Below are 26261 nucleotides of genomic sequence, written 5' to 3' on the forward strand. Positions count from 1 at the left end.
ATTACAATTCACGAAAGTTGAAGTTTTGTAATATGAATATGAAATAGTATAAGGTTTTATGTACAGACCAAAGTAATTTTAAAATTCGTAATTGCTTAAAATTTAAGAAGATGCATTTATTACTTAGAAAAATATTATTTGCTGTATTTATAAGCCTTACCATAAATGCTCAGGGACAGCAAAGTAATGACAGCCAAAAATGTCGTTTTACCAAAACTGTTTATGGTTATTTAATGGTGTTGCGTGAAGGTGATAATGTACTTGCCGAAATTGAAAATTTAGCAAAAGAACAGCAGATTCCTTCGGCGAATTTTACCGGAATTGGTTTTGCTCAGGAAGCCACTTTTGGTTTTTATGATTTTAATCAGAAGAAATTTCATCCTAAAACTTTCAATAAAGTAGAAATGGGAAGTTTAACAGGCTCTATTGCATGGAGCGAAGGAAAACCATCCCTGCATATTCATGGCGTTGCTGCAGATGATAAATTTGACGCCTACGGCGGACATATTCTAGCTTTGAAAGTAGGGACGGGGTCTATGGAAATTTATATAACCGTTAATCAGGAAAAACTCGAAAGAAAAATAGAACAGCTATTAAATGCTAATGTATTGCAGCTGAATTGTTTAAAAACTAAAATTTAACTTATGAATCTATTTAAATCAAATATCGTAATAGTGCTTATGCTTACAGCTTTTTTATTTTCGTGTAAAAATAATCAGGATGGTTACAGCGACGAAATTGAAACGACAACTGCTACAGACAGTACAAAAGGTGCAGACAGCACGGGTACAAATGAAACCGGAACGAATAAAAGTACTGGTGATCCTAATACTGGTGCTGCAAGCACTACACCCAATAAAGATTTGGGAAAAGAAGGCACAAAAAATGGAGGCACGGGAACTGGAATTGGTCCTGGCGAAGACGCCCAGGATGGTGCGACTTATACCAGCTCTTCAAAAAAACAAAATGCAGATAAAGATTCTGTTACAGTGAAAAGTAAGAAGAGATAAACCATTAATAATTGATAATTGATAATTGATAATTGGATTACTTAACACTTCCTAATGCTGTGGGAGAATAGCCAAATTGTTTTTTGAAAGCAAAAGAAAAATGGGACAGGTTTTCAAAACCTACTTCATAATAAATTTCAGTTGGCTTTTTCTTGTTTTCGGCTAAATGATAGTGGGCCAATTCTAATCTTTTTTTGGTTAGCCATTTTTGCGGCGTGGTGTCAAAATATTTCTTAAAATCCCTATTAAATGTAGACAAACTACGTCCTGTTAAATAGCCTAGTTTTTCCATTGGCATATTAAACATAAAATTACGCTGCATAAAATCGATTAAATCAATTTTTCCGGGTTCATCAAAACTCGCTAAAATGTTATCGACACTTTTGTCAATTTCTCTTAAAATACTAATCGCTTCGGTAATTTTTAAAGAAGCAATATTTTCAGGAAAATCGCCTTCAATATCAAAATACGGCATTAAAGAAGCCAGACAGCTTTCTAATAAAGGATGATTATTGTAAGAGATAATTTTTTGTTCAGAAACGGTTTTAGTGCTCAGGTCAATGTTTTTATAAAACTCTTTTAAACGTTTGACCGACAGATGCATTACAACAGTTTTGTGCGGCTGTCCGTTTTTGGGATAATTGATTATTGTAGCCAGTAAATTTCTAGGAATCAGAAAAATATCTCCGGCTTTAAACGTAAAAACGGCATCGGTTTGTATGATTTTTGTTTCTCCCGAAATAAACCAAATCAGCATATGGTCATCAAAAATTAAATCCGATTTGAAGAATTTATCTTCATAACAGGAAAGTTTAATTTCAGGAGTTAAATATTTTGATATATGTTCCATTTTTCAACAAATTAACCGCCAATTTTTCTTCGGTATACCAAAGATAGAAATCTTGGCGGTATCTATTTCTACTATTTTATTTAATGTTAAACGAGATTCCTAAAAGTCTTTCGCTTAAATCCCAAAGTCTTTTGGCATTATCCTGATCTAAAGAATAAGGCTGAACGCCAAATATTGTTGAAGGATCATCAAATTTGTGTTCGATATTTCCAATGTCTAATCTGGCGATATCGGCATCTTCACAATAAACACCGCCAATATTATTAAGCAAAGGGCTCGTTGCACACCAAACAGTTGTTGCTGCTCCCTGCGGCAATGTTTTAAGTAAAGCAGCCACTTCTGGTTTTAAATTTCCATTTTCGTCGTGTGTTCCCATTTGTTTAAACAATTCGATAGGTTCTTCTCTTCCTAAATCTGTTCCCAAAACACTTCCCGGATGAAGGGAATAGGCTCTTACATTAAAATCTTTTGCACGACTGTCTAATTCTAACGCAAACAAGTTGCACGCTGTTTTCGATTGTCCGTAACCTTGAAGCGTATGATATTCACGATGAAAAAAATTAGGATCATCAAAATCAAATGGTGCCATTTGGTGTCCGTATGAAGATACATTCAAAACTCTTGCTCCGTCAGCCTCTTTAAGTGCCGGCCATAACTTCGCCGTAAGCTGAAACTGTCCCAAATAATTGGTAACCAGCTGCGATTCGTAACCACGCTCATCTCTTCGTAATGGGACCCACATAATTCCGGCATTATTGATAAGGAGATGCAGCGGTCTTTTTGAAGATAAAAATTTTGAAGCAAATGAATCGATAGAATCCGGATTCATAAAATCTAACGCTTCTAATTCGACATTTGCAATTCCGTCAAGATTTTTCTCGGCTTTTGCAATATCCCTTGCTGCCACAATTACTTTTGCTCCGGCGTTTGCGAGAGTTTTTGTAGTTTCTAAACCAATTCCGGTATGGCCGCCGGTTATAATTGCAGTTTTTCCTGTAAGGTCAATTCCTTTAATTACATCTGCTGTTGTTGATTTTGAATTAAATCCTGAGTTTAAAGGATTCTGTAATGCTCCCTGATAATTATTTGTTTTCATTTTTTTTATTTTAAAAATTGTTATGAAGCAAAATTATAGAGATGTCAAACTTTCGATTTTGTTTAAAACGCCATTTTTACTTTGTTTAAAATGTCATTTTGTATTTGTTTGTTTTTTGAATTTTGAATACATGTTTTTGAGTATCTTTAACTCTGATCAAATATTTTATCAAAATCATTATGAAAGCATTGGTAATAGGAGCTACGGGCTCAACAGGAAAGTTTTTAGTAAATCAGCTTCTTACAAATACCGAATATACTTCTGTTGTTACTTTTGTTCGAAAACCGTCCGGTAAACAGCATTCTAAATTGACAGAACACGTTGTTAATTTTGCAGAAACTAATTCTTTTAAAGATCTGATAAATGGAGATGTTTTGTTTTCGTGTCTCGGAACAACTTTAAAAGCTGCCGGATCAAAAGAAAACCAATGGAAAATAGATTTTGATATTCCTGCCGCATTTGCTCTGGCAGCCAAAGAAAATAAAGTAAATTCTTTTGTTTTGGTTTCGTCTTATGGCGCTTCTGCCAAAAGCAGTGTTTTTTATTCTAAAATGAAAGGAAAACTCGAAGACTTTATTGCAGAACTTCATTTTCCGCAATATATTATTTTTAGACCTGGACCTTTAATACGTGAAAATACAGACCGACTGGGAGAAAAAATCTCGGTTAAACTGATAAATTTCTTTAATGCAATTGGAATTCTCAAAAAGTTGAAACCGCTTGAAACAGAAATTCTAGCCGAAAAATTAATAAAAGCACCAAAAAAACTTCCAGCCGGTAAAACTATAATTGAACTAACTGAAATTTTTAAATTTTAAAATTAAAATAAATCAAATCCATTCTCCTGATGCATCATAATTTTCCGGTAAATAGGTAAGGTACTGGACCATTCGTGGTTTTTTGCCTCTGTTTGGAGATGCACAATGAGGCAAAGTATTATTCCAGATTATAAAATCGCCTGCACTGCCGGTTATTACTTTTGGGCGTAAGGTTTCAATAGCTTTATTTCTGGGATTTTCATTTGGTTTTAGATGATTCAGCCAATCGTTTATTTGATTATGAAACCCCGTAACGCAATGAAAAGCGCCGTCATCTATACCGCAGTCTGTAAGATAGAGGAGTCCCTGAAAACCAAAAGTGATGGGCTGTTTTAAGCTGATATCCCAATGCAGCGGACTTCCTAAGAAAGTAAAATCCTCAGTTTCCGGTGGATTAAAACTCACTTTATCTATCGTTTTGTATATTTTAGTAGTTTTGTAAAGCTGTTCGTAAGCCTTTTTTATTCTGGGCGAAAAACGGTTTTTATTTAAAGTTTGATGATCAGAAAAATTGAGCATTAGACCTTTTTGGTTTTCATGTCTGTTATACCAGGTTTCTGGTTTATCAGGATTCATTTTTAAGAAATCCCAAATCGCTTTTTCTGTATCCTCACAGTCATTTTTTGAAATGGCATTTTTTACAATTACATAACCGTTTTCGTTCCAAAAATTCAGGTCTTCTTCAGAAAGAACATTTTCTTCTGTATTTTCTACTGCATTATTTTCGTCTTTCTTATTCTTATTTATCCAATTTTTAAAAGTTTCAAAATCCGGTTTTTCAAAATACAAAAATTGTATGGCGTCTTCCATACCAATTCCTAATTGATACAGGGTTTTTATTTCCTGATCCCAGGTTTGGTCACTTACTGTAGAAGCATTCGAAGAATCTAAAGTTCTTTTCCATAAGTTTTCGAGGATTATCCAGCTCATACAAACTTTAAGGTTTATTTTAAACAGTTTGTTTTAAAAATTTATTCATTATCATATTTTATACTATCCGGCATATTTCTAAAATGGATTTGTAATACATAATCACCCGCAATTACACCATTACTTACTATTAAATGACCATCAGGATTATTGTTTATTGGAGCATCTGTCGCAATATTGTGAACTCCGCCCCTGTAATTTCCAATAGAAACCATTGTAATATCTATTGGATTACCATCTTTCTCAACCAGTTGTAATCCGGGTCTAAGTTTACCAGCCGTTGTGTATTTTCCGTTTGAAAGCAAATAAACCTGATCAGTAGTACAGATTATATTTTTTTGCAAATATGGCTCTCCGATTGACAGATATGCCATAGCAGGCTGATGTCCATAATCTCCAGTTCCGGAACTAAAATTAATTTTTGCAGTAAAAGATTCAAGCTTCAATTTTCCCGACTCTTGTTTTGCAGAAAATGCTAGCACCTCATCTCCTTTATTTAAATACTGAATTATTTTTTCGCCATCCGGAGTAGCAACTAATGTATTATAGGCAAAATCTTTACTGCTTAAATTTTCTTTTGTGTGATCTGGGTTCGTTTCCATATAATTTGTTTTTAGTTCAATTAAATTCAAAAATACAGAATGCAAACTTCTCTGGTTAAGGTATAAATACGTGATTTAAACATGGCATAAAAAAAGTGCTGCATATTTCATACAGCACTTCACTTTTTTATTGAGATTTCCGGGTTAATCTATTTTGTATCCGTCATCTGAAAAAGTTTCAGGTTCGCGGTCATTTTCGTCATAATCTTCAACTAAATCATCATCGAGATCATCTTCATCTAAATCTTCTTCCTCTTCATCGTCTTCGTCCCAGTCATCCTGATCCCAATCAGTATCTTCTTCCTGAGTTTCATCTTCGTCATCTCGGTCTAATGCATTAGAAAATTCATTGTCAAGATAATTTTGATCTTCATTTAAAGCGTATTCCTGTTCAAAATTAGTTTCGTCACCTATATGTTCCTGCTGATATTTTTTAACATAACTTTGATTATCTTCTGTAAAATTATTTTCGTACTGATCATAATCTTTATTATTGCCTGCTATCATAATTACTATTTTTTAATTGATTAATGATTTGAAATTATTTCAATTTTTGCATTTCAGTCAAAATTAAGCAGGGGCCCTGCATTTTTAATTACAGCATTTTTATCAATATTTACTTAATTGTCACTTTATGTAAATGTTTGATTTGTAATTAATTGTGTAATAAAATTACAAAATGTTGAAACAAAAAAATCGTATTATAAATTAAATTTGAAAACATATATTATTAACTTAAAAAATTGATTATGAAAACGATATACAAATTAGAAATATTAGTATTTATTCTTTTTACAGTGCTGTTTTTTTCCTGTAAATCAAGTTCTGCATCAGGAACAGCTGTAAACACCGATTCAGATGCTATAAAAGCTGGAGACAGTACATCAATAAATACAGGAACAAAAGGTACAACCCGTGCTAATGAAGGTAACGAAGAAAGTGATCCTCAGCCTGGAGATCTTAACAAAAAATAAGCAGATCTTGTTAGTTTTGTTTAAATTGAGACTTCCTAAAATAGGTTGACAGATTTTACAAAAAAATGATACTAACCAGTCAGGTTTTCTTGGCTGTTTTTTTTTATCCCATACAATCTACCCGAATTCTTCATTAAATTTTAATGTCTAGCAGAAGATTAAAAATCTATACCTAAATACTAAGTTGTGATTACTTTGTAAGGTATTGATTATCAGTTTTTACTAATTAATTAGTTAAAAAACTAAAAAATTAGTTTGTCTACTAATTAATTAGTAGTATCTTGCATCAAAATATTTAGCCATGATAAAACTAGCCAAAAGAGAAGAACAGATTATGCAAGTATTCTGGGATTTAAAAAAAGCCTTTATAAGAGATATAATTCCATTGCTGCCAGATCCAAAACCGCATTACAATAGTGTCGCAACAATAGTGAAGATACTGGCAGAAAAAGGATTTCTCAATTATGAAACTGCCGGAAATATGCATTGCTTTTTTCCTATTATAAGCAGAGAGGAATACCAGCAGTTTGCACTGAAGGATATTGTGAGCCAATATTTTGACAATTCATACCCAAGAATGCTTGCTTTTTTTGCAAAAGAACAAAAACTGTCTGAAAAAGAATTAGATGAAATAGTTTCTATAATTAAAAACGATACGTTATGATACCTTACATATTATATACAGCACTTATTCTTTCAGCATGTTTTGGTTTTTACAAGCTGCTTTTACAAAAAGAAACTTTTTTTAGTTTAAACCGATATGTACTCCTGTCTTGTATGCTACTGGCATTTACACTGCCTTTGATTCCGGTTCCGCAGCAATTGTCATTTAGAAAACATTCTGTAAAACAAGATATCGTAATTAACAAAATCCCATCTGCAATTATTAAAACGGAAACGGTAAAAGAAGTGCCAGCCGAACCTGCCATTTCGCAAGAGACAAAACAAATAATCAATGTTGATGTCCTGATGCAGGGTATAATTTATTTATACTGGTTTGGCGTTGTGATTTTTGGGCTTAATTTCTTAATGCAGGCAGTTATATTACTTTTTAGGGCTTATTCTGCATCAGTAATTCAGGATGGAAAATTTCGTATTGTAGAAATAACGGGCGATAAAGCTCCGTGCTCTTTTGGTAATAATATTTTCATTAATCCCGAAAAATACGAGTGGGAAACTTACAGCCAGATTTTATTGCACGAAAAAATCCACATTGAACAAAAACATACTATTGATATCCTGCTTGCAGAAATAGTCCTGATTTTTCAATGGTTTAATCCTTTTGCATGGCAGTGGCGTAAAGCTTTAGAAACCAATCTTGAATTTTTAACTGATGATCAAATGCTGCAGCAAAGCAGTGTTGAAAAAGAAAGTTATCAATTTAGCCTGCTAAAAGTAGCTGCGCCGCAATTTCCTTTGAGTCTTACAACCAACTATAATCAATCATTATTAAAAAAACGAATCATCATGATGAACTCAAAAAAATCAAATGTGCACACCACATGGAAATATTTTTTCCTTGTGCCGCTATTAGTTCTTTTTGCGTGCCTTTTTAATCAACCGGCAGCGCAAAGTCAAAACGTAATTTCTGATAAAGGATCAGAAAAAAATGTAAACATTCAGGACGGAATGAAAACTGACGGAAACTGGTTTGCAGTAATCAAAGACAATTCTATTGAAATTAACTTTAAAAGTGATGAACACGACAATTCATCAACTACTTTTCAATTGAGTGAATTGAGCAGTATTCCCAGAGACAAACAAGGCGAATTTACTTTGACCCGCGAAGCAGGGACTATGACTTTTACCGGAAAATTTGAAGGTGATAAAGGTATGGGAACTTATAAATTTACTCCCAATAAAGACTACAGCACAGCAATGCGCAAAGAAGGAGTAGAGCTTACAAAAGATAATGACCTTATGGTTTGCTTTTTAATCAACATCAAAGTTTCGTATGTTCAAATGCTTAAGAAAAACGGTTACAATAATCTAGACAAAGATGAGGTTATCCCGCTTGCTGCATTGGATGTTAATGAAGCGTATATTACTTCTATTAAAAAAGCAATTCCGGATATTGATTTAGAAAACCTTGTGCCTTTCAAATCTTTAGGAATTAATAATGCATTTATCGACGAAATACGAAATGCAGGTTACAAAGATTTAAGTCCGGGAAATATTATTGCTTTGAAATCGCAGGGAATTGATGGAAAATACATCAGCGATTTTCGCAGTTCGACTAAAAATGACAGAAATAATAAAAATAAATCCAATAATAACGATGATGAAAACAATGATAATAATAATAACGACGATAATGACGACGATATTATTGCTTTTAAATCATTAAATATTGATAAAGCTTTTATTGATTCTTTTAAAACATTGGGATACAACAATCTTTCAAACAGCGATCTTATTGGCATGAAATCGCTGAATGTAACGCCAGAATACGTAAAAAGTTTTCAGAATGCAGGTTTTAAAAACATTCAGGCTGAAAATTTAATTGCTCTTAAATCACAAAATGTAACGGCTGAATTAGTTAAAGAATATAAAAGTCTTGGTTTTGAAGACTTTGATATTGAAGAAGTTGTTGGAGCAAAAGCAACTGGAACAACACCAGCTTATATTAAAGCGATGAAAGCTAAAGGACATAACTTTAAAAGTTTAGACCGATATATTGCATTGAAAGCTTTAGCGAATAATTAATTTTAAAAAATTAAAAGTTAAGAATTAAAATTTGAATTAGTTTCAAAACAATCAGGTTGTAAGACAAAAAAAGCCCATTCCTTTTTAGGTTTGGGTTTTTATATTTTTATTTCTGTTTTCTTTTTAAACATCTTCCACGTGGTTCGTCGCCTTCATGAAGTACTATTTCAGAATGCAGAAACTGAGCTGCATCGGCAGAACCTTTTACTTTTACAGCGCTTCTTTCCAACATTTCTGCTTCATATTCGGTTAAAACACTTTCTCTTAATCCTCTTTTTCTCCATTGAGATAACGGATTGCATTTTTTTGTAATGGTACGGGCGAGCGTAAGTGCATCCAAAACGGCCTGATTAGCACCTTGTCCTTTAAACGGACTCATGGGATGGGCTGCATCTCCAATAAGTGTTACAGATCCTCCTTTTTCCAGCAATTCAGATTTAAGCAATTCACGATCATAAACAGGATATCCGGATATTTGATTTTCCTGCGTTGCCATTAAAATCTGTGGAATTGGATCGTGCCATTGTGTCCGTCTACAGGCTTCTTCTTTTAAGGCCTTAGTTCCCAAAGCACTTAATTCTTTTGCTTCATTTTCCTCCATCGGAAAACTTAGCTGCCACATTACCGAATCAGATGTAAACGGCATTACATAAATTCTCTCATTTCCATTGGCAGTCTGAAAAACAGTTGCAGAATCTAATAGGGAATTATCAGCTTGTTCAAGAACACTCAAAGGACAAATTCCTAAAATTACAATGCACCCCAAATACCGAAGCGGAGTAACATCATCGCCAATTAAAAGCTTTCGAACTGAACTTCGAATACCATCAGCACCAACAATAAGATCGGCTTTGGCGGTTTTTATTTCGTTATTAACTTTAAATTTTAGTTCAATACGTTTATCAAAATCTTCTTTAAAATCAAGTAACTGATGCCCCCATTGAACAGAATTTCCGTTAAGTTTTTCAAGAAGTGCCGAACGTAAAGATTGTCGTGCAATATGAATATTGGTGCGTTTTGGAGCTGTTTTTTCGTTTGACTGAATCCATTTTCGGTTTCCCCATTCACCAATTACTTTTCCTTCTGTAGTATGAACAAGATGTCTGGTAGATACAACGCCTTCTTTTAAAGAAAAAATTCCCAAACCTTCAATCGCTTTACTGGCCTGCTGTAACGTAAGCCCGTAGCCCTGAGATCGGGCATTAAAATCAGCATCACGCTCATAAAGTGTAAAAGGAATTCCGCGGTGTAAGCAGGCAGCAGCAAGTGCAGCTCCGCCAATTCCGGCACCAATGATAGCTACATGAGGATAATTTTTTGTATCGGCAGGAGTATAATTTTCAGAAGGAAGCAATCCGGAACCTGAACAATTTTCGCAATTGTACAAAGGAGCTTTAGGACGAACTGGAGCAGGAGTTTGGCCTTTTGTTTTTTCAAATTGCTCGACAGCAATCTGGTATTCAAGACGTACTTTTTTGTTCAGTCTTCGGCTTTTTTTTCCTCGTCCCTGACATTCCTGGCAAGTAGTCCAGCTAATAGCTTCAGTTTTTATTTTTTCCAATTCTTTGTTCACGTGATATAATGCCGGATTTTCGGCAGTGCAAATTTATGATAAAAGATTAGCCGGACAAAATGGCTTTTGTAATTAATATAAAAACTTTAATTGTTTGTAAATGAAATACTTAAAATGGTATAAATTGTGTTGAAATTCTTAAATTTATCTTTTTAAATTTGAGCAAAACTGAAACGAAGTATTACTATGGAATCAGGAGTAGAATTTTTTTTACAATCGGTTAAGGAAATCTGTCCTAATGTAACTGATAATGAACTCCGTGAGTTTGCTTCAAAACTTACTATTGAAGAACTAAATAAAAAGGATTATTTTCTGCAATTTGGAAAAGTACAAAAAGCCATAGGTTTTGTAACCAGTGGTTTAGTTCGTTCTTCTTTTATAGATAATGTTGGAAACGAAATTACCGTAGGATTTTATTCCGAAGGCGATTATGCAACGCATTATCCTTCTTTTATAACACAGCAGCCCAGCAAATATTCTATTCAATGTTTAGAACCTACTGTTATGGTTTGTCTTTCGTACGAAAGTATACAATGGATTTATGAACATTTACCAAGCTTTGAAAGGTACGGTCGTCTGGTTGCTGAAGAAATTTTAAAACGCCAGCAGGCCCGTATTGAAAGCTTTATTTTTCAAACAGCCGAAGAGCGATATCTCGATTTTATTAAACACCGTTCCGGTTTGTTTAACCGAATATCCATTTCTCACCTTTGTAGTTTTCTAGGTATTGAAAGACAGACGCTTACCCGAATTCGTCAAAAATTAGCGCATCAATAATTTTTGACACATTTGTGTCAGGAGCGGCCTTGTATTATTTAAAATCTTTGCAGTGTCAAATTAAAATGATCTGCGATGAAAACGAATATTTTATTAATACTTGGACATCCTTCTCAAAATTCTTTTTGTAATGCATTGCTCAATGCTTACAAAAAAGGAGTAGAAAAAACAGGGGCAAACTGTAAAACTATTTACATATCGCAGCTGGATTTTGATGTAAATCTTGCTGACGGATATAAAACCGGAGAAAAACTACAACTAGAGAAAGATCTTGTTCATGCTCAGGAACTTATTTCCTGGGCTGACCACATTGTTTTGTCATATCCAAATTGGTGGGGTTTTATGCCCGCCATTACTAAGGGATTTATTGATCGAATTTTTCTGCCCGATTTTGCTTTCAAACACCATTCAGGAAAAATATTCCCCGAAAAACTTTTAAAAGGAAAAAGTCTCAGACTGCTCGTTACGATGGATACACCAAAATGGTGGTTTTATCTCATTTATCGTGCATCTCAATATCAAATACTTAAAGATATAGTATTCGGCTACGTTGGATTTGATCCTATCCGTTTTTCGACTTTTGGGTTTATTAGAAAATCTTCAGAAAACCAGCGTGCTAAATGGCTGAAAAAAGTAGAAAAATTAGGAACACAGCTTAAATAAAATTACCAAACTGTTTAAAACTAAATATCATGAGACATCTTGTAAAAGAGCACACCAGTGCTCATATCGAACCCAAAAAAGGTTTTAGAATTCACTTATTAGTATTTGTATTAACCGCGCCTTTGCTTTGGCTGGCATGGCTTTTTACAGACAAAACGTATTTATGGCCGCTTTGGCAGAATACAGCCTGGGGAATAGGCTTGCTATTTCACTTTTTGGGAGTTTACATTTTAAAAAAGGACAAAAAGTAATTATGAAAACACATATTTCGAAAAAACTATCAGGAATTATTACAGCAATGTTTCTGTTCCAAATATCAATCTCAGAAGCACAAAATTCAAATAAATCAATTGAAAAAAACAAAGGAATGAAAGCTGTTATCACACGTTATGAAGTGAAAAAAGAAAATCAGGAAAAGTTTCAAAAAGCAATTTCAGATTATGTTAATGCTTCACTTTTAGAAGAAAACAATATTATGTCTGAAGCTTATTTTGAGCAGGAGAACCAATCTGTTATCTGGTTATTTGAACGCTGGACAAACGAAAATATGTTTGATACATTTAGAAATAGTGAAAAAGCAAAAAGCGTAAAAACTTTAATCAAAACAACATTGGTTAAACCGGAAAAAGTCATTTATGTAAAAGATTTAGAGCCAATTTCTAAACAAGAATGGCGCAGAACCAGTAAAACAGAAGACAAACAATTAACCATTATGCTTTTTGTGGATGCTAAAAAAGGTACCGAAGAAAACTTTATGAAAGTTTATCACAAAGCAATGCCGGAGTTTAGAAGCGAACCGGGCGTTGTAACATACCAATTATCGCAATTTATTGATGATAATTCTCAGTTTGTGACTTTTGAAAAATTCAGAAGCAACGATGCTTTTCAGTATCATTTAAATTTTCCGCCCATTCAGCCTGTAATTGATTACCTAAATACGAGTATTAAAAAACAACCTTTTCAGGACGGAATTCATAACCTAATAGAGTTTGCTCCGCTTACCCGAGAATAACAATCCATTATTAATTTTTAAAATCTCAGAAAACATGAAAACAATCAGCAAAATGATTGCTGCAGGTATCGTAACGGTACTTGCGGTAATAAATGTAGAAGGACAAGTAACTGTAAAAACAAAAGAAATGAAAACAAGTAATGAACTAGAAATCGCAAACAAATTATCAACTCAGTCTGCCGTTGTAAATATGCCGGTGACAAAATTGTTAAACGCACCTGGAAATGAAGGTTTAAGAGACTTCTTTTTTACTCCCGTAAAAGACAAATCAGCATTAAAAGGAAAAAAAATCGCCGTAATAGTGGCCGATGGTTTTGAAGAAATTGAATTAACCGGGCCAGTATGGTATTTTAAAGAATTAGGAGCACAAGTTGATATTGTTGCCCCAAAATTTAATCCTGCGCCCGAAAGATACGGTTTAGTGTATCCTGAAATGTCAAATACGCATGTTATGGCAATACAGTATTTACAGCCGGTGGGATGGATAAAATTTGACCGAACTGCCGATCAAATCAAAGTAAGTGACTATGACGCTGTATTTATTCCGGGTGGTGCATGGAATCCTGATAATCTTCGTAATGATAAAGATGTAATTAAATTTATTCAGGACTTTAATAAAGAAGGAAAACTAATTGCGGCTATTTGTCACGCTCCGGTTGTGTTAGCTTCGGCTGATATTTTAAAGGGAAGAAAGCTGACAGGTTACTGGAATATTCAGGTAGATTTGAAAAATGCCGGAGGTACTATTTTGGAACAAAGTGTAGTTACTGACGGAAATATAATCACGAGCCGACACCCAATTGATGTTGCCGATTTTTCGAGAGCGGTTGAAAGCTGGCTGATTAAAAAGTAATTTACTATTGCAATATCAATATCAATATCAAATCTCAATAGCAATATCAATTTAAAAAAGTAATAATAAATTCCCTGAATGTTGTATGACGTTCGGGGAATACTATTTTAATAGACAGGGATTTATGTTTTAAAATTATTTATTTTTATGATGAATATATTTAAAAGAATCTGCACTTTATGGAATTACCTAAGCTGTCTTTTTATAGAAAATACAACATGATTTTTAGGGCCGTTATTGCTGGCGGAATTTTAGGTTTGTTGTACACTGCAGTTATTGATGCCGGAACCGATTTGGAATATTTTAAAATGCTTCTAGGTACCGTTATCGGGATTTTTATTGGCTTTATAATCATAATATTCGAAAAGTCTTTTGTCTTTTTAAATCAATATTCTTTTGTAAAAACCTTGATTTTAAAAACACTTATTTACAGTATTGGTGTTCTTGTTTTTCTACTTCTTTTTGCGGTTGCTTTTATCAGGATTTCAGAACATCTTTCTTATCAGGAAGCTTTCCATTCATATATTTCAGAAAGAATTTTAGACGATTTTTTATTTTCTATTTGGGCTTCTGTTTTTTTACTTCTTTTTTTAGAAATCAGCAGTTTACTTAGCTCAAATTTCTTTTATAAATATTTTACAGGAAAATACCATCGGCCAATACAAGAAGAACGAATTTTTATGTTTGTTGATGTAAAATCTTCTACAACACTCGCAGAAAAATTGGGAGACATTTTATACAGCAGTTTGCTTCAGGATTTATTTAATGATTTTACCGATGCCATTCTTGCTTCTCGTGCCGAAGTTTATCAATATGCCGGAGATGAAATTATCCTGACCTGGAAATCTGCAAAAGGAATAAAAGAAAATCGCTGTTTATTTTGTTTTTATCTTTTAAAACAAAGTATAAAAAATAAACAGGAGTATTATTTAAAAAAATATAATACAGTGCCAAAGTTTAAAGCAGGAATGCATATTGGCACTGCAGTAACAACGTGGGTAGGAAAGGTTAAAAAAGAAATTGTATATCATGGCGACCTTTTAAATACCGCTTCCAGAATTCAATGTAAATGCAACGAACTGAATCATGATTTTGTCATTTCCGAAACTATGAAAAATGAATTGCTTGAAAATAACTCCATAAAATATACTCAGCAGGGAGAAATATCTTTAAGAGGAAAAGCAAAACCAATGCAGCTTTTTACTGTTGATTTTAATTTTGAGTTGTGAGTATCAATTATCAAAAACTCCAATATTAATTCTTATTTTTTTTTAAGAAAATTTTAATTCTGGACTTTGAAGTTATATCCTGTTTAATATATTTGTAATCAGTCTAAATAAGAATAAATTACAAATTCAATATGAAAATAATTTTTAAAACACTTAAAAACAATGTTTTACCTCAAGTGTTTATGGTTTTTCTGACTATCTTTTTTTGCTCAGAAACAGCTTTTTCTCAGTCAATTTTAGGAACAATTTCGGGTCGCGCTATTTTGAAAGACGGAAATTCTTTACAAGGGGCAACCGTAAAAATTTCAGAATTAAATAAAATTACAACAACTGATTCTGAAGGTGCTTATCAATTAAAAAATATCCCTTTCGGAACATATTTAGTAGAAATAAAATTAAACGGTTACGATTCTACTCCGGCTTCAGTTTTAGTCGATCAAAATAATCCGAATGCTATTCTTGATTTTGAGCTTCTTTATACTTCTCAAAAATTAGAAGAAGTAATTGTAAGTTCCGGAGGAAACCGATTTGCAAGAAAAGAAAGTGAAGAAGTTTCGAAAATGAAACTTAAAAACATGGAAAATCCTCAGGTTTACACTATTGTAAGTAAAGAACTTATGAAAGAGCAGGTTATTACTGATTATAACAGTGCTTTTAAAAACGTTCCGGGTGCAGGTATTGCAGAGGTTAGAAATCAGGGAAGAACAACCAATATTTCCAGAGGATTTGCTACGCCTCAATTGGTGAGAAACGGTGTTGGAAGTTTTACATATACTACAATCGATCCTTCAAACTTAGAGCGCATTGAAGTTATCAAAGGACCATCGGCAACTTTATTTGGAAGTACGATTTCTTCTTTTGGCGGATTGTTTAACAGAGTAACCAAAAAGCCTTTTGATTTCTTTAAAGGTGAAGTTTCTTATTCTGCCGGCGACTGGGATTTAAATCGTTTTACGGCTGATATTAACACGCCGTTGAATGACGAAAAAACAGCACTTTTTAGAATTAATACTGCCTTGCACAGCGAAAGAAGTTTTCAGGATGCAGGATTTAACAAAAGCTTTTTCATCGCTCCAAGTTTCTCTTACCAGGTAAACGAAAGACTGACTTTACTTATCGATGCTGAGTTTAGTACTGCAAAAGGAACTTCGCCAACAAGATTAGCGCCTTATACAAAAGCAGATGCTGCGGCACATAGTATTGAAGAAATGGGGATTCCATACAAATTGTCTTTTGCCAATAATACGGTTAATTACACAAGTCAGCAATACAATATTTTTGCTCAGTTAAAATATAAAATTTCAGATGAATGGACATCACAAACTGTTATTTCACGTACAAGATCATCTTCAGAAGGATATACGGTACAATTAACAGCTTTGAGTAATGAAACTTTAAGACAGCAGGTTACCAATCAGGATTATCCTTATTACGGAACCGACATTCAGCAAAATTTTAATGGAGATTTCAAAATTGGTAATCTACGTAACAGAGTAGTGGCGGGTTTTGATTTCTACAGCCTTCGTGCAACTCGTAACGATGCATCTGTAAACATGCCTGCGATCAATTTTAGAACACCGGGAGATGCTTATAATAATTTTACTCTTGAGAAAATAAAACCATTATTTGCAACGGAAACGTACACAAACTATGTATCTAATAACGAAAGAACATACAGTGCATATGTGTCTGATGTATTAAATATTACAGATAGATGGATTGTAATGGGAGGTCTTAGGGCAGATCGTTATTTCAATAAAGGAGCCTATTATCCAAGTACAAATACTACGACAGGCGATTATAATCAAACAGCATTTTCTCCAAGATTTGGATCAGTTTTTCAAGTTGTCAAAGAGAAAGTTTCTGTGTTTGCAAATTACATGAACGGATTTAATAATGTTGGAGGTTCAGATTTTAACGGAGATACTTTTAAACCAAATCAGGCAAATCAGTTAGAAGGAGGAGTTAAATTTGACTTTAATAAAATTAGTGCAACTTTAAGTTATTATGATATTAAAGTAACAAACATTACGCGTGAAGATCCGGATCACGCTAATTTTCAGATTCAGGATGGTACACAATTAAGCAAAGGTTTTGAAGCTGAGCTTATTGCAAATCCAATTAAAGGTTTAAACATTGTAGCGGGTTATACCTATAATGACAGTAGATTAACAAAAGCAAGCCCTGCCACAAACGGATTGCGTCCTACAACTGCAGGTTCACCAACAACTGCCAATCTTTGGGCAAGTTACAGATTAACCAATGGTGCAGCATCTGGTCTTGGATTTGGTGTTGGAGGAATTTACGGAAGTCAGTATTATCAAACGAATACAGCAGCTTTTAAATTCCAAATCCCTGAATATACTGTTTTAGATGCTTCTGTTTTTTATGACAGACCAAAATACAGATTAGGCTTAAAAGTAGATAATTTAACAAACGAAAAATACTGGTCTTACCGTTTAGCGGCTCAAAATCCGACGAGAATAACGGGAAATATTACTTTTAAATTCTAAGATTTTAAGTTCATCATTTTAAACGATATTATCTACATTTGGCACTTATTACAAATTATGACCAAAGGTTTTAAAAACACTATAAGACAAATACATTTATGGCTCGGTTTAGCATCGGGCCTCATTGTTTTTATAATAAGCATAACCGGATTTTTGTATGTTTTTGAAGAAGAAATCCGTGATTTTACAAACAAGGAATATCTGCATGTTCCTATTCAGCAAAAACCTTTTATTGGTTTAAAAACTATAATTGAGAATTACGAGCGTCTGGAGCCCAAACAAAAAATTACTGCCTTAAAAATAAATAGAGAACAACCTAATGCAGCTGTTGAAATCGCGGCCAAAAAGAAAAAAACGTATTACTTTAATCCTTACGACGGCAGCTTAATCAATAAACAAAATGCTGATTGGTTAAATATTGTTCTCGAAATACATCGAACTCTATTATTAGGAGATTTTGGCGAATTTATTCAGGGCTGGTCGGTTGTAATTTTTATTATTATGCTGATTACCGGACTTGTATTATGGTTTCCCAATCAAAAGCGTTTAATAAAACAATCTCTGAAAATAAAATGGAGCGGATCTTTTAAAAGAGTTAATTACGATCTGCATCAGGTTTTAGGATTTTACGCTTCTCTTATTTTGCTTTTAATTGCATTTTCCGGAACTTATTTTAAATACGATGCTGTAAAAAAATCGGTTGGTTTAGTAACGGGAACAAAATTGAGAAAAGGCGATGAAGTTTTGCTTAAAGAAAAAATAGATTCTACGACAATTCCTGTTCGATACAATACCATTTATGAAAATGCCAATTCGAAATATCCGGGCGCGACTTCGGTTTCATTTTCTATTCGAAAAACCGGAGAATTGCGATTACGAATGACATATCCAAATAAATGGGCCAGAAATCAAAATACTATTTTCTTTGACGGAAAAACAGGACAAATGCTGCGAACCAAACTTTACAAAGACAATAACGCCGCAGATATTTATGAAGCCAGTAATCACGATCTGCATACCGGAGTTTTCTTTGGTCTGGCTGGAAAAATAATCTGGAGTCTGGTAAGTTTGATTGGGGCATCGCTTCCTGTAACAGGATTTATTATCTGGTGGAAAAAAGGAAAAAAATCGAAATCGAAAAAGTTAAAAGTGTAGATTTTTATTTTATAACTTTTAAAAAGGATTATATAAGCCTAACGACCTGTAATTAAGTAATTTTATTAAAATTTAAAATTCAAAGTTATGGCTGCTAATAATCAAAATCCGAATGTCACTCACAATAGTGGCTCAGATAACAGAACCGATACGAGAAAACATCAATATAAAGATCACGATGATGTTTTAACAAATGATGAAAATTATGATGTTGACACTCATAAATTTAAAGGTGAAGAACCTGAATTTGACGATAAGTTGAATAACGAAGAAAAGAAATAAAACACCGAAACGCCTCAAAATAATATTGAGGCGTTTTTTTATGATGATTTTTCATTACAAAATCAATTTTTTTTAAAAATCATTCAGCCTTAATAGACTAAATTCTTAGGATAAAATTTAAAAAGTGAAAAATTATGAGTTGATTTTTATAGATTTGTAAAATCTTAAGTTTCCAAAAATTAATGACAATGAAATCTGTTACTTCAATCTTTTTATTATTAATGTTTGTCTGTTCAAATTCTTACTCACAATTAAGTTCAGATAAAATATTCGAAAGTTTTAAGCAGGGAGAACGCACCAATTGCTCATCGATTGCCTTTATTAAAGCTTCTTTAAATGTTTACGGATTAGATAATCTTTTTGAAATTGAAAAAGTAAACGATAACGAAAGTAAAATAACACTTAAAAATAATGCTTCATTCAATATTAAAAATGAAGAAATAAACAAAGCAAAAATATCTGCAGATTTTGTTTATATAAAAGATAATCCAGATAGCGAAAGAATTACAGATTATGCTATTCTAACTTACGCCGTAATGGCAAAATACAAACAGATTATTGATAAGGACGCCAGTTTTGATAAAGCACTTGAAGATTTAGAAGACGGTGAAGTGTACACACCAACTATTTACAAATATTTAGGTTTCAAAGAAGGAAAGCAAGTTCAAAAACTAAAACGCGAATCCGGAAGCGAATTTTGTGGTGTTGTGGCCTGGTCTACGGCGCATGCTGTTTTTGTATGCGAAGATTTTATGGATTATTACGGAAACAGAAAAAGTATCTGGATAAAATATCCCGGACGTTTTAGAATAATTAAATCTTAAAAAAATCAACTTTTATATTTTTTAAATTCCGATTGTAAATTTTTACTTACACGAATTATATTAATAATGTGAATTGTTAAATTTTTCTAAAAAAAAGAAAACAATAAAGTTGCAAATCAAGTTAATTTACATATTTTTGCCTTAACCAACAACTAATTATATTCTAAGAAATGAAAAGCAAAATTACCCTACTAAGTATCCTTTTCTTCCTGGTAACTGCAGCTGCTTCAGCTCAGGCTAAGAATGCTCCAAGAAGTATTATCAGTACTACAGCTCTAATCCGTAAATACCATGATCAAAAAGAATTAAGTGGTATGCAAAAAGGTGAACTTTTGGAATTATATATTGAGCGTATTAAAGTTTTAGTGAAAACTCTTCCTTACATCGCCTTGGTTACTAAACCGGGAGTTACAATGGCAGATTTAGGTATTCCAGACGATGGAGACCACAAAAAAATATTAGACAACCAGGCAATTGGTACATCTACTTTCTTAGACACTACAGTAGAATTTCAAAGAAAAATGATGCCTTACTCTGATAAAGGTAATCTTATCGCTGCGATTTTATTCTATGAAAATACATTAAAATCATTACACGAATTCAACGAATTGAACGAAATGTAATATTTAAAAATAAATGATAAAAAAACTCCAAAATCAAAATGACTTTGGAGTTTTTTTATTTTAAACAAAAAAAAATTATGCCTTATCAATAGATTCGAGGTAATATTTCAAATTTGAGATATCATCTTTAACTAATTTTTCAAAATAAGGATTTAAGAGTTTTGCGGCACTTTCGCCTGCGACTCCCAATGGAGCGTGGTACGAAATCGTAACGTCTAATTCTGTTGCATTGCCTTTTGGTTTAAAAATAATTTTTCCTGCATTTTTAATCGAGGCATCGTTTAGAGAATTCCAGCTCAATAATTTATCCTTTTCATCTTTTATAATTTCGGCTTTCCAGCTTAATTTTCCAATCCCGGCAGGACCTTTAGCCGTCCATTCAGAAATACTTGGCGTAATCGTTTTTACAGAATCAAGATGGTTCATAAATTTAGGCAGGTTTTCGAGGTTTCTCCAAAAAGCATACACTTCACTTACAGGTTTATTAATTACGCTGTTAATTCTAATATTTACATTAGAAGCTTTGTCATTCATCAAATGTTCTGCTGCGTCGTATACCGGACAATAGCCTGAAATTCCCCTTAAAAGCATTGCACTTCCCGCACTGGCTTTTGTTATATTTTTGTTTTCATGCGATAATGCATCATATACTAAATATGCTCCGCTGGTAATCATTAAAATTCTTTCTAATGCAGATACATTCTTTTTCAAAAATGATTTTGATTTTGGAGATATGCTGGCAGTTGCTGTATTCATAATAAATGTTTTTAAATGTTATTAAATAATCTTTAGAATATGTTTTCTGAATTTTAAGAATCGAATTGCTGTTATTTAAATTTAATAATAAAATTACAGCTATTGAAAATCAAAATATTATAGTAATTTGTTTAGGTAATTATATAATTCACAGATTGTTATGTGCTATTTATATAGAAAAGTTAAATGGATACGCGGCAATCGCTAAGTAGGTAATTATAATGATACTCATTAAAAAAATTACAACTGTAAGGACAGTCAATAATAAAGTTGAATAGAGATATTCACCTTTTTGAAGCAGTTTATGAGTTTGTTTGTATTTTAAATAAGACAAAACAATAGTAAGCGCTCCTGTTAAAACCAGTGCAATACCAATAATTATTGTAAAACCATTTTTAGGAATATTTGAATCCTTAAAAAAAGCAGCCGGAAGCTGATTTACGAACAATGAAAATTTAACGATTACAAATCCGAAAACCATAATTCCTATTCCGGTGCGAATCCAGGATAAAAATGTTCGTTCATTTGACATTTGCTCGTTGATCATTTTTTTGTTGTTCTCCATGAGGTTATAATTTTATATTTAGAAATGTTCAAATTTTGCATAAATTTAATTATCGCATCCTATATTTTTTTATAGAATCTTTTTGCGATTTTATACAATATCTATTTAGTTTTCAATTTTTTAGTACTATTTGTAAACTAGTAAAACTGTAAAAAACTATGTAAATCTTATAATTTTAAGTGGCGTGTTTTTATCAACTTTAGCGTTAGAAAAAAAATAATTCACATAAAACAATTTACGATGGATATAAGAGAGAAACACAGTGATCGTTTTCAGGATGAAAACAACCACAATGAACATAAAATCTGGACTCCCACAGTAGATCCAAGACTTTTTTCGCAGGATAGAAATCCCCGAAGAAGATAAAGAATACGGAATTACTCATAATAATGACCCGGCTCAAAAGCCAAATACAGGAGATTGGGGAGATGAAAGGGATTTTGAAGATGATGGATCATACAAAAATCCCGGAAATGATAATAGCGGAGGTGCCGGCAGTACCGGAAGCGAATCTACAAATAGCGGAAATTAAAAAAGCGGATTATTATTCCGCTTTTTTTGTTTTAATGGATATCTTATAACTATAAGGGCTAATTCTAAAATAGTTATGATTTTTTCTTTAGTTACTTTGTTGTAACATGTTCTTTATTAATATTTTGTATAATTAAAATGATAGTTATGAAATTACCAAAAGAAATAATTAACGGCTTTTTAATATTTGTGGGGATTGCTTTATTCTTCCTTTTAATGGAACTTTTAGGCCTTTCGAAACTCTTTTATCTTAGACTTTTAAACGTACTATTCATTTTTTATGGTGTTAACAGAAGTTTGCAAATGAATCTTGCAGAAGGAAAAAATGGTTTTGTTACCAATGCAATTTCGTCAATGCTGACATCATTTACCGCTGTTGTAATCAGTATAATTGCATTGCTTATTTATAGTTATGCCAGAGGCGGAAACCACTATGTAAAATCATTATCAACAGCTTTTATGTTTGGCGGTGAGCCATCTGTAACTTCTTATTGTCTTTCTCTGTTTTTTGAAGGAACAGCATCGTGTATCATTGTAACACTTTTATTAATGCTGTATTGGAATAATAAATATGCGGCGGATTAATTCCGGTTTTTTCAATTGAATTAGAATTAAAAAGCTTCAAAAAGAATCATGATTCTTTTTGAAGCTTTTTTTTAATGTTTTAGAAGACAAGATTTAATAATCATCATCCTCATCTTCATCCGGTTTTGTCTCATCGAGAGTTCTTCTGTTGGCATCGTTATCAAACTCATCATCGCTGTCACTCTCTTTGCCTTTCAGTTCATCGTCAAGATCCTGCGCAATTGGTGCATTTTTTTGAAAGTAAGGATCAGATGTATCATTCTCATCCGAATCGTTATCGCTGCTTCTTTCAAAATGATCTGATGAGTAGCTGTGTCTGTTTGAATTGTCCTGATGCTGGTTAATAGCCGGATCTTTTTGTTCCATAGTTTCAGAATGTATGGAATCGTCTGCTGCGTAATAAGCATGATCTTCCTGATCATAGTTATCATAATTATCTCTTGCCATAATTATTAGTTTTTAATTATTGTTTGATTTTAAATTTGTAGAAATTTCGAGAGTAAATAATCTAAAGATCAGAGAGTTTTGAAGGATCTGTAGCTTCTTCAATACTTTTACCTTTCATATTTTCTATCATTTCTTCTTCTACATTCTTTTCACTTTTATGATTTTTTAAAAGTTCACGTGCCTGCTTAAGCCCAGTGGCTATTGCAATTCCTTCTTCAGCACCGTCCTGAAGCAGGGCATTTGCAATTTCGACTGCTTTTTCCCGTAACTCTAACGGCTGATTTTTATAAGATGGAGGATAATCTCCGTTGTACCAAGGCATAACTATTTGTTTTTAGTGAGATATTATCCCACGGTTCTATTTCAAAATTACGATCATAATAAAAAATCATGTTATACGATGTGTGATGATTATTATATTATTGCAATGATTTACTGTAGATTACGGATTGCCTTCGCCGCCGCTGGCTCCATAGATTTGACCTGTGGCATAACTTGCATCATTGGCAGCAAGCTGAACATAAATAGAAGCAAGTTCGACAGGCTGTCCCGGTCTTCCCATAGGAGTCTGCGAACCAAACTCTTTTAACTTTTCCATTGTTGCTCCACCGCTTACCTGAAGCGGGGTCCAGATTGGTCCCGGCGCAACACCATTTACTCTAATTCCTTTTGGGCCAAGCTGTTTTGCAAGCGATTTAATATAGTTTGTTGTAGCCGCTTTTGTTTGTGCATAATCATACAAATCTTCTGTAGGAGCATACGCCTGAACAGAACTCGTTCCTATTATAGAAGAACCAGATTTAAGATAGGGAAGTGCGGCTTTAATAATCCAGAAAGGTGCATAAATATTAGTTTTCATCGTCCAGTCAAATTCCTCTGTAGAAATATCTAATATAGAGGCATGAGTCTGTTGTCTTGCCGCATTATTCACAATAATATCTAAACCGCCAAGAGCTTTTGCGGCTTGTTCTACCAACGAAACACAAAACGATTCATTACGTAAATCTCCCGGAATAGCCACAGCTTTGCGTCCTTCGGCTTTTATAAGCTGAATTACTTCTCTGGCATCTTCTTCTTCAGTAGGGTAATAATTTATTGCTACATCGGCGCCTTCTCTGGCATAGGCAATTGCTGCGGCTCTTCCCATTCCGGAATCGCCTCCGGTTATTAAAGCTCTGCGTCCTTTTAACCGTCCGCTGCCTTTATAACTTTTTTCACCATGATCCGGGCGGGGATCCATTTTACTTACAAGTCCCGGCCAGGGCTGTGATTGTTCTTTAAATGGCGGACGCGGGTATTTTGTTGTAGGATCTTCTGATCCGTTTGCTGATTGTGTTTCAGCATTTTCAAAGCCGTTTGCAAGAATGGGGTTAAATGCTGCGGCTGCAAGTACGGCTCCCATACCCGTTAAGGCAGAGCGGCGCGATATTGTGTTTTTAACTTCCATAATAATAGATTTTGAGTTCTAAAAATTTTTGAGATATATCAATATTGATAATCAGCCAAATATAGAAAAGCCTCAAACCTTCTTTTTATAGAATTAAGCTATTATGTTTCAGAAATGTAAGATAAAATGTGAATTCTGGATTTTAAAACAACTCCAGTTGGTTACTTGGATTTGAAGGTTTATTTTTTGGAGGTTTGGCATCGCCAAAAACAGTTTTTCCTCCGTATTTATAAGAGTTATCCCGCTCTCTCTGAATAAGTGCATCAAAATTAGAATTAGGAGTAAAATTTTCTTCGGCTTTTCTGGAGATTTCAGAAAGTTTTTTAATAGCATCTATTTTATCACTATTTCCAATTTTTGCACGATCAATAGCTCTTTGCAGTGTGGTAATAGTTTCATCAAAGATTTTTACAGGAACCGGAAACGGATGTCCGTCTTTTCCGCCATGGGCAAAAGAAAAACGGGCAGGATCTTCAAATCGGGTAGGAGTGCCGTAAATAACTTCGCTAACCAATGCTAATGATTGCAAAGCTCTTGGTCCCATTCCTTTTAAAAGGAGTAATTCTTCAAAATCCTCAGGTTTATTTTCGTGAGTTGTCCAAAGCATTGCACCAAGTCTTTTCATATTGACATCTTCCATTCTCACATCATGATGTGAAGGCATAGAGAGATACTGCATTTCTTTCATGATTTTTGCAGGAGATTCTTTGGTTAATTCTAAAATACCTTCTCTTGATCTTGAAGCAGCCTGAGCTGTAAGATTTAAAATATTTCCCTGATTTTCACCATAAATAAAAGTATGCGGTTCGTTTATAAAAGATTTTAAATCCTGCGAATGCCAATGATATCTTCTTGCCGTTTTAGAATCAGGATTCATTCCTTGTTGAATAACAGCCCACTGTCCTTTATTATCAACAATAAAATTATGCTGATACAACTGAAATCCGTCCTGAATAGCCGTATTGTCTACCTTCGCTGTAAGTTTACTGCAATTGGCAAGGTTACTGCCGTCAAGTCCTGTTTTTTCTCCCACAAATAAAAGTTCCTGCGGAGTTGAAAGTGAATGTTTTCCTTTACCGCCGCAAATATAAATTCCGAGTTCTTTTGAATGTGGATTTACCGATTTTTTTAAAGCACCAAGTACAGAAGTTGTAATACCGGATGAATGCCAGTCCATTCCCATAACGGCTCCAAAACTCTGAAACCAAAACGGATTACTAAGTTTACTGATTACTTCTGAAGTAGAAAATTCCATGGCAATTGTTTCTACAATTGCAAAACCAAGTTTGGCCATGCGTTCAGAAAGCCATAGTGGAACTTGTCCATAATGTAATGGGAGGTCAGCTGTACCGGAACGTTTCATGGGATTTTGAATTTTTACAAAATTACGAAAAAATCGCTTAGTAATAATTTGCAATTCAAATCATTAAAGAGTTATGT

The 26261-nt window shown here is 33.4% G+C and carries 31 protein-coding genes; 19 read left to right on the forward strand and 12 right to left on the reverse strand.

Annotated features, from left to right (window positions below):
• Positions 1–110 precede the first annotated feature (110 nt).
• Both BUC29_RS06355 and BUC29_RS06360 read left to right on the forward strand, forming a co-directional pair.
• Positions 111–641 (forward strand): PPC domain-containing DNA-binding protein, encoded by a 531-nt coding sequence (locus tag BUC29_RS06355; RefSeq protein WP_073414447.1) that lies wholly within the window; start codon positions 111–113, stop codon positions 639–641.
• 3 nt (positions 642–644) lie between these two features.
• Complete coding sequence (locus BUC29_RS06360) at positions 645–1010, forward strand: hypothetical protein (RefSeq protein ID WP_139260417.1); 366 nt, start codon at positions 645–647, stop codon at positions 1008–1010.
• 37 nt (positions 1011–1047) lie between these two features.
• Here the strand turns inward: BUC29_RS06360 and BUC29_RS06365 are convergent, their stop codons facing one another.
• Complete coding sequence (locus BUC29_RS06365) at positions 1048–1860, reverse strand: helix-turn-helix domain-containing protein (RefSeq protein ID WP_073414452.1); 813 nt, start codon at positions 1858–1860, stop codon at positions 1048–1050.
• Between the two features lie 76 nt (positions 1861–1936).
• Entirely contained in the window at positions 1937–2956 is a 1020-nt protein-coding gene (locus BUC29_RS06370) for an SDR family NAD(P)-dependent oxidoreductase (protein WP_073414454.1), read from the reverse strand.
• Between the two features lie 179 nt (positions 2957–3135).
• Here BUC29_RS06370 and BUC29_RS06375 point away from each other — a divergent pair, with 179 nt between their 5' ends.
• Positions 3136–3774, forward strand: a complete 639-nt coding sequence (locus tag BUC29_RS06375; RefSeq protein WP_073414457.1) for an NAD(P)H-binding protein — start codon at positions 3136–3138, stop codon at positions 3772–3774.
• A 12-nt stretch (positions 3775–3786) separates the two neighbouring features.
• Here BUC29_RS06375 and BUC29_RS06380 read toward each other — a convergent pair whose 3' ends face one another.
• The 3 genes from BUC29_RS06380 to BUC29_RS21475 all read right to left on the reverse strand — a co-directional run bounded on the left by BUC29_RS06380 (position 3787) and on the right by BUC29_RS21475 (position 5813).
• Positions 3787–4704 carry a phytanoyl-CoA dioxygenase family protein gene (locus BUC29_RS06380; protein WP_073414459.1) on the reverse strand — a complete coding sequence of 306 codons (918 nt, stop codon included), beginning with the start codon at positions 4702–4704 and terminating at the stop codon, positions 3787–3789.
• A 41-nt stretch (positions 4705–4745) separates the two neighbouring features.
• The gene (locus tag BUC29_RS06385) at positions 4746–5306 is read right to left on the reverse strand and encodes a hypothetical protein (protein ID WP_139260419.1); all 561 of its coding nucleotides are present in this window, start codon (positions 5304–5306) and stop codon (positions 4746–4748) included.
• A gap of 144 nt (positions 5307–5450) precedes the next feature.
• Entirely contained in the window at positions 5451–5813 is a 363-nt protein-coding gene (locus BUC29_RS21475) for a hypothetical protein (RefSeq protein ID WP_073414463.1), read from the reverse strand.
• A gap of 242 nt (positions 5814–6055) precedes the next feature.
• Between BUC29_RS21475 and BUC29_RS06395 the strand changes: the two genes are divergently transcribed.
• From BUC29_RS06395 to BUC29_RS06405, 3 genes are all read left to right on the forward strand, one after another.
• Positions 6056–6280, forward strand: a complete 225-nt coding sequence (locus BUC29_RS06395) for a hypothetical protein (RefSeq protein WP_073414465.1) — start codon at positions 6056–6058, stop codon at positions 6278–6280.
• Positions 6281–6581: 301 nt separating this feature from the next.
• Complete coding sequence (locus BUC29_RS06400; protein WP_073414468.1) at positions 6582–6944, forward strand: BlaI/MecI/CopY family transcriptional regulator; 363 nt, start codon at positions 6582–6584, stop codon at positions 6942–6944.
• Positions 6941–8986, forward strand: a complete 2046-nt coding sequence (locus BUC29_RS06405; RefSeq protein ID WP_073414470.1) for a M56 family metallopeptidase — start codon at positions 6941–6943, stop codon at positions 8984–8986. Before BUC29_RS06400 ends, BUC29_RS06405 begins: the two co-directional genes overlap by 4 nt.
• Before the next feature lie 106 nt (positions 8987–9092).
• Here BUC29_RS06405 and BUC29_RS06410 read toward each other — a convergent pair whose 3' ends face one another.
• Positions 9093–10547 carry an FAD-dependent oxidoreductase gene (locus BUC29_RS06410; protein ID WP_073414926.1) on the reverse strand — a complete coding sequence of 485 codons (1455 nt, stop codon included), beginning with the start codon at positions 10545–10547 and terminating at the stop codon, positions 9093–9095.
• A 198-nt stretch (positions 10548–10745) separates the two neighbouring features.
• Between BUC29_RS06410 and BUC29_RS06415 the strand changes: the two genes are divergently transcribed.
• The 11 genes from BUC29_RS06415 (at position 10746) to BUC29_RS06465 (ending at position 20490) form a co-directional block, all read left to right on the forward strand.
• Positions 10746–11336, forward strand: a complete 591-nt coding sequence (locus tag BUC29_RS06415; protein WP_073414472.1) for a Crp/Fnr family transcriptional regulator — start codon at positions 10746–10748, stop codon at positions 11334–11336.
• Positions 11337–11411: 75 nt separating this feature from the next.
• Complete coding sequence (locus BUC29_RS06420; protein WP_073414474.1) at positions 11412–11999, forward strand: NAD(P)H-dependent oxidoreductase; 588 nt, start codon at positions 11412–11414, stop codon at positions 11997–11999.
• A 29-nt stretch (positions 12000–12028) separates the two neighbouring features.
• Positions 12029–12250 (forward strand): 2TM domain-containing protein, encoded by a 222-nt coding sequence (locus BUC29_RS06425; RefSeq protein WP_073414477.1) that lies wholly within the window; start codon positions 12029–12031, stop codon positions 12248–12250.
• A 2-nt stretch (positions 12251–12252) separates the two neighbouring features.
• Positions 12253–13011: a putative quinol monooxygenase gene (locus BUC29_RS06430; RefSeq protein ID WP_073414479.1), complete on the forward strand. Its 759-nt coding sequence runs from the start codon at positions 12253–12255 to the stop codon at positions 13009–13011.
• 34 nt (positions 13012–13045) lie between these two features.
• Complete coding sequence (locus BUC29_RS06435) at positions 13046–13864, forward strand: DJ-1/PfpI/YhbO family deglycase/protease (RefSeq protein WP_073414481.1); 819 nt, start codon at positions 13046–13048, stop codon at positions 13862–13864.
• Positions 13865–14043: 179 nt separating this feature from the next.
• Positions 14044–15093 carry an adenylate/guanylate cyclase domain-containing protein gene (locus BUC29_RS06440; protein WP_073414483.1) on the forward strand — a complete coding sequence of 350 codons (1050 nt, stop codon included), beginning with the start codon at positions 14044–14046 and terminating at the stop codon, positions 15091–15093.
• Between the two features lie 131 nt (positions 15094–15224).
• Positions 15225–17606, forward strand: a complete 2382-nt coding sequence (locus BUC29_RS06445) for a TonB-dependent siderophore receptor (RefSeq protein WP_073414485.1) — start codon at positions 15225–15227, stop codon at positions 17604–17606.
• A gap of 57 nt (positions 17607–17663) precedes the next feature.
• Positions 17664–18761, forward strand: coding sequence for a PepSY-associated TM helix domain-containing protein (locus tag BUC29_RS06450; RefSeq protein ID WP_073414487.1), 1098 nt, complete (start codon positions 17664–17666; stop codon positions 18759–18761).
• An 87-nt stretch (positions 18762–18848) separates the two neighbouring features.
• Positions 18849–19043 (forward strand): hypothetical protein, encoded by a 195-nt coding sequence (locus tag BUC29_RS06455; RefSeq protein WP_073414489.1) that lies wholly within the window; start codon positions 18849–18851, stop codon positions 19041–19043.
• 188 nt (positions 19044–19231) lie between these two features.
• A complete protein-coding gene (locus BUC29_RS06460) occupies positions 19232–19867 on the forward strand; it encodes a hypothetical protein (RefSeq protein WP_073414928.1) in 636 nt (211 codons plus the stop codon).
• 170 nt (positions 19868–20037) lie between these two features.
• Positions 20038–20490: a hypothetical protein gene (locus BUC29_RS06465; protein ID WP_073414491.1), complete on the forward strand. Its 453-nt coding sequence runs from the start codon at positions 20038–20040 to the stop codon at positions 20488–20490.
• A gap of 75 nt (positions 20491–20565) precedes the next feature.
• On the opposite strand, the gene BUC29_RS06470 is transcribed toward BUC29_RS06465, so the two are convergent.
• A complete protein-coding gene (locus BUC29_RS06470; RefSeq protein ID WP_073414493.1) occupies positions 20566–21246 on the reverse strand; it encodes an SRPBCC family protein in 681 nt (226 codons plus the stop codon).
• Between the two features lie 169 nt (positions 21247–21415).
• Positions 21416–21811: a YidH family protein gene (locus BUC29_RS06475; RefSeq protein WP_073414495.1), complete on the reverse strand. Its 396-nt coding sequence runs from the start codon at positions 21809–21811 to the stop codon at positions 21416–21418.
• A gap of 240 nt (positions 21812–22051) precedes the next feature.
• On the opposite strand from BUC29_RS06475, the gene BUC29_RS21770 reads away from it, so the two are divergent.
• The gene (locus tag BUC29_RS21770) at positions 22052–22177 is read left to right on the forward strand and encodes a hypothetical protein (protein WP_262489292.1); all 126 of its coding nucleotides are present in this window, start codon (positions 22052–22054) and stop codon (positions 22175–22177) included.
• Between the two features lie 312 nt (positions 22178–22489).
• Positions 22490–22927: a hypothetical protein gene (locus tag BUC29_RS06480; protein WP_073414497.1), complete on the forward strand. Its 438-nt coding sequence runs from the start codon at positions 22490–22492 to the stop codon at positions 22925–22927.
• Positions 22928–23020: 93 nt separating this feature from the next.
• Here BUC29_RS06480 and BUC29_RS06485 read toward each other — a convergent pair whose 3' ends face one another.
• The 4 genes from BUC29_RS06485 to BUC29_RS06500 form a co-directional block, all read right to left on the reverse strand.
• A complete protein-coding gene (locus tag BUC29_RS06485; protein ID WP_073414499.1) occupies positions 23021–23374 on the reverse strand; it encodes a hypothetical protein in 354 nt (117 codons plus the stop codon).
• A 61-nt stretch (positions 23375–23435) separates the two neighbouring features.
• Positions 23436–23696, reverse strand: coding sequence for a DUF2188 domain-containing protein (locus BUC29_RS06490; RefSeq protein ID WP_073414501.1), 261 nt, complete (start codon positions 23694–23696; stop codon positions 23436–23438).
• 120 nt (positions 23697–23816) lie between these two features.
• Positions 23817–24821: an SDR family oxidoreductase gene (locus BUC29_RS06495; protein ID WP_073414503.1), complete on the reverse strand. Its 1005-nt coding sequence runs from the start codon at positions 24819–24821 to the stop codon at positions 23817–23819.
• A gap of 142 nt (positions 24822–24963) precedes the next feature.
• Positions 24964–26184 carry a DUF763 domain-containing protein gene (locus BUC29_RS06500; RefSeq protein ID WP_073414506.1) on the reverse strand — a complete coding sequence of 407 codons (1221 nt, stop codon included), beginning with the start codon at positions 26182–26184 and terminating at the stop codon, positions 24964–24966.
• Positions 26185–26261: the final 77 nt, after the last annotated feature.

Source organism: Flavobacterium defluvii, from assembly GCF_900129555.1.
Lineage (GTDB): Bacteria > Bacteroidota > Bacteroidia > Flavobacteriales > Flavobacteriaceae > Flavobacterium > Flavobacterium defluvii.

Excerpts from the sequence above, each read along its gene's own strand:
- BUC29_RS06355 (WP_073414447.1), top strand. The coding sequence starts at position 111 with ATGCATTTATTACTTAGAAAAATATTATTTGCTGTATTTATAAGCCTT.
- BUC29_RS06360 (WP_139260417.1), top strand. The coding sequence starts at position 645 with ATGAATCTATTTAAATCAAATATCGTAATAGTGCTTATGCTTACAGCT.
- BUC29_RS06365 (WP_073414452.1), bottom strand. The coding sequence starts at position 1,860 with ATGGAACATATATCAAAATATTTAACTCCTGAAATTAAACTTTCCTGT.
- BUC29_RS06370 (WP_073414454.1), bottom strand. The coding sequence starts at position 2,956 with ATGAAAACAAATAATTATCAGGGAGCATTACAGAATCCTTTAAACTCA.
- BUC29_RS06375 (WP_073414457.1), top strand. The coding sequence starts at position 3,136 with ATGAAAGCATTGGTAATAGGAGCTACGGGCTCAACAGGAAAGTTTTTA.
- BUC29_RS06380 (WP_073414459.1), bottom strand. The coding sequence starts at position 4,704 with ATGAGCTGGATAATCCTCGAAAACTTATGGAAAAGAACTTTAGATTCT.
- BUC29_RS06385 (WP_139260419.1), bottom strand. The coding sequence starts at position 5,306 with ATGGAAACGAACCCAGATCACACAAAAGAAAATTTAAGCAGTAAAGAT.
- BUC29_RS21475 (WP_073414463.1), bottom strand. The coding sequence starts at position 5,813 with ATGATAGCAGGCAATAATAAAGATTATGATCAGTACGAAAATAATTTT.
- BUC29_RS06395 (WP_073414465.1), top strand. The coding sequence starts at position 6,056 with ATGAAAACGATATACAAATTAGAAATATTAGTATTTATTCTTTTTACA.
- BUC29_RS06400 (WP_073414468.1), top strand. The coding sequence starts at position 6,582 with ATGATAAAACTAGCCAAAAGAGAAGAACAGATTATGCAAGTATTCTGG.
- BUC29_RS06405 (WP_073414470.1), top strand. The coding sequence starts at position 6,941 with ATGATACCTTACATATTATATACAGCACTTATTCTTTCAGCATGTTTT.
- BUC29_RS06415 (WP_073414472.1), top strand. The coding sequence starts at position 10,746 with ATGGAATCAGGAGTAGAATTTTTTTTACAATCGGTTAAGGAAATCTGT.
- BUC29_RS06420 (WP_073414474.1), top strand. The coding sequence starts at position 11,412 with ATGAAAACGAATATTTTATTAATACTTGGACATCCTTCTCAAAATTCT.
- BUC29_RS06425 (WP_073414477.1), top strand. The coding sequence starts at position 12,029 with ATGAGACATCTTGTAAAAGAGCACACCAGTGCTCATATCGAACCCAAA.
- BUC29_RS06430 (WP_073414479.1), top strand. The coding sequence starts at position 12,253 with ATGAAAACACATATTTCGAAAAAACTATCAGGAATTATTACAGCAATG.
- BUC29_RS06435 (WP_073414481.1), top strand. The coding sequence starts at position 13,046 with ATGAAAACAATCAGCAAAATGATTGCTGCAGGTATCGTAACGGTACTT.
- BUC29_RS06440 (WP_073414483.1), top strand. The coding sequence starts at position 14,044 with ATGGAATTACCTAAGCTGTCTTTTTATAGAAAATACAACATGATTTTT.
- BUC29_RS06445 (WP_073414485.1), top strand. The coding sequence starts at position 15,225 with ATGAAAATAATTTTTAAAACACTTAAAAACAATGTTTTACCTCAAGTG.
- BUC29_RS06450 (WP_073414487.1), top strand. The coding sequence starts at position 17,664 with ATGACCAAAGGTTTTAAAAACACTATAAGACAAATACATTTATGGCTC.
- BUC29_RS06455 (WP_073414489.1), top strand. The coding sequence starts at position 18,849 with ATGGCTGCTAATAATCAAAATCCGAATGTCACTCACAATAGTGGCTCA.
- BUC29_RS06460 (WP_073414928.1), top strand. The coding sequence starts at position 19,232 with ATGAAATCTGTTACTTCAATCTTTTTATTATTAATGTTTGTCTGTTCA.
- BUC29_RS06465 (WP_073414491.1), top strand. The coding sequence starts at position 20,038 with ATGAAAAGCAAAATTACCCTACTAAGTATCCTTTTCTTCCTGGTAACT.
- BUC29_RS06470 (WP_073414493.1), bottom strand. The coding sequence starts at position 21,246 with ATGAATACAGCAACTGCCAGCATATCTCCAAAATCAAAATCATTTTTG.
- BUC29_RS06475 (WP_073414495.1), bottom strand. The coding sequence starts at position 21,811 with ATGGAGAACAACAAAAAAATGATCAACGAGCAAATGTCAAATGAACGA.
- BUC29_RS21770 (WP_262489292.1), top strand. The coding sequence starts at position 22,052 with ATGGATATAAGAGAGAAACACAGTGATCGTTTTCAGGATGAAAACAAC.
- BUC29_RS06480 (WP_073414497.1), top strand. The coding sequence starts at position 22,490 with ATGAAATTACCAAAAGAAATAATTAACGGCTTTTTAATATTTGTGGGG.
- BUC29_RS06485 (WP_073414499.1), bottom strand. The coding sequence starts at position 23,374 with ATGGCAAGAGATAATTATGATAACTATGATCAGGAAGATCATGCTTAT.
- BUC29_RS06490 (WP_073414501.1), bottom strand. The coding sequence starts at position 23,696 with ATGCCTTGGTACAACGGAGATTATCCTCCATCTTATAAAAATCAGCCG.
- BUC29_RS06495 (WP_073414503.1), bottom strand. The coding sequence starts at position 24,821 with ATGGAAGTTAAAAACACAATATCGCGCCGCTCTGCCTTAACGGGTATG.
- BUC29_RS06500 (WP_073414506.1), bottom strand. The coding sequence starts at position 26,184 with ATGAAACGTTCCGGTACAGCTGACCTCCCATTACATTATGGACAAGTT.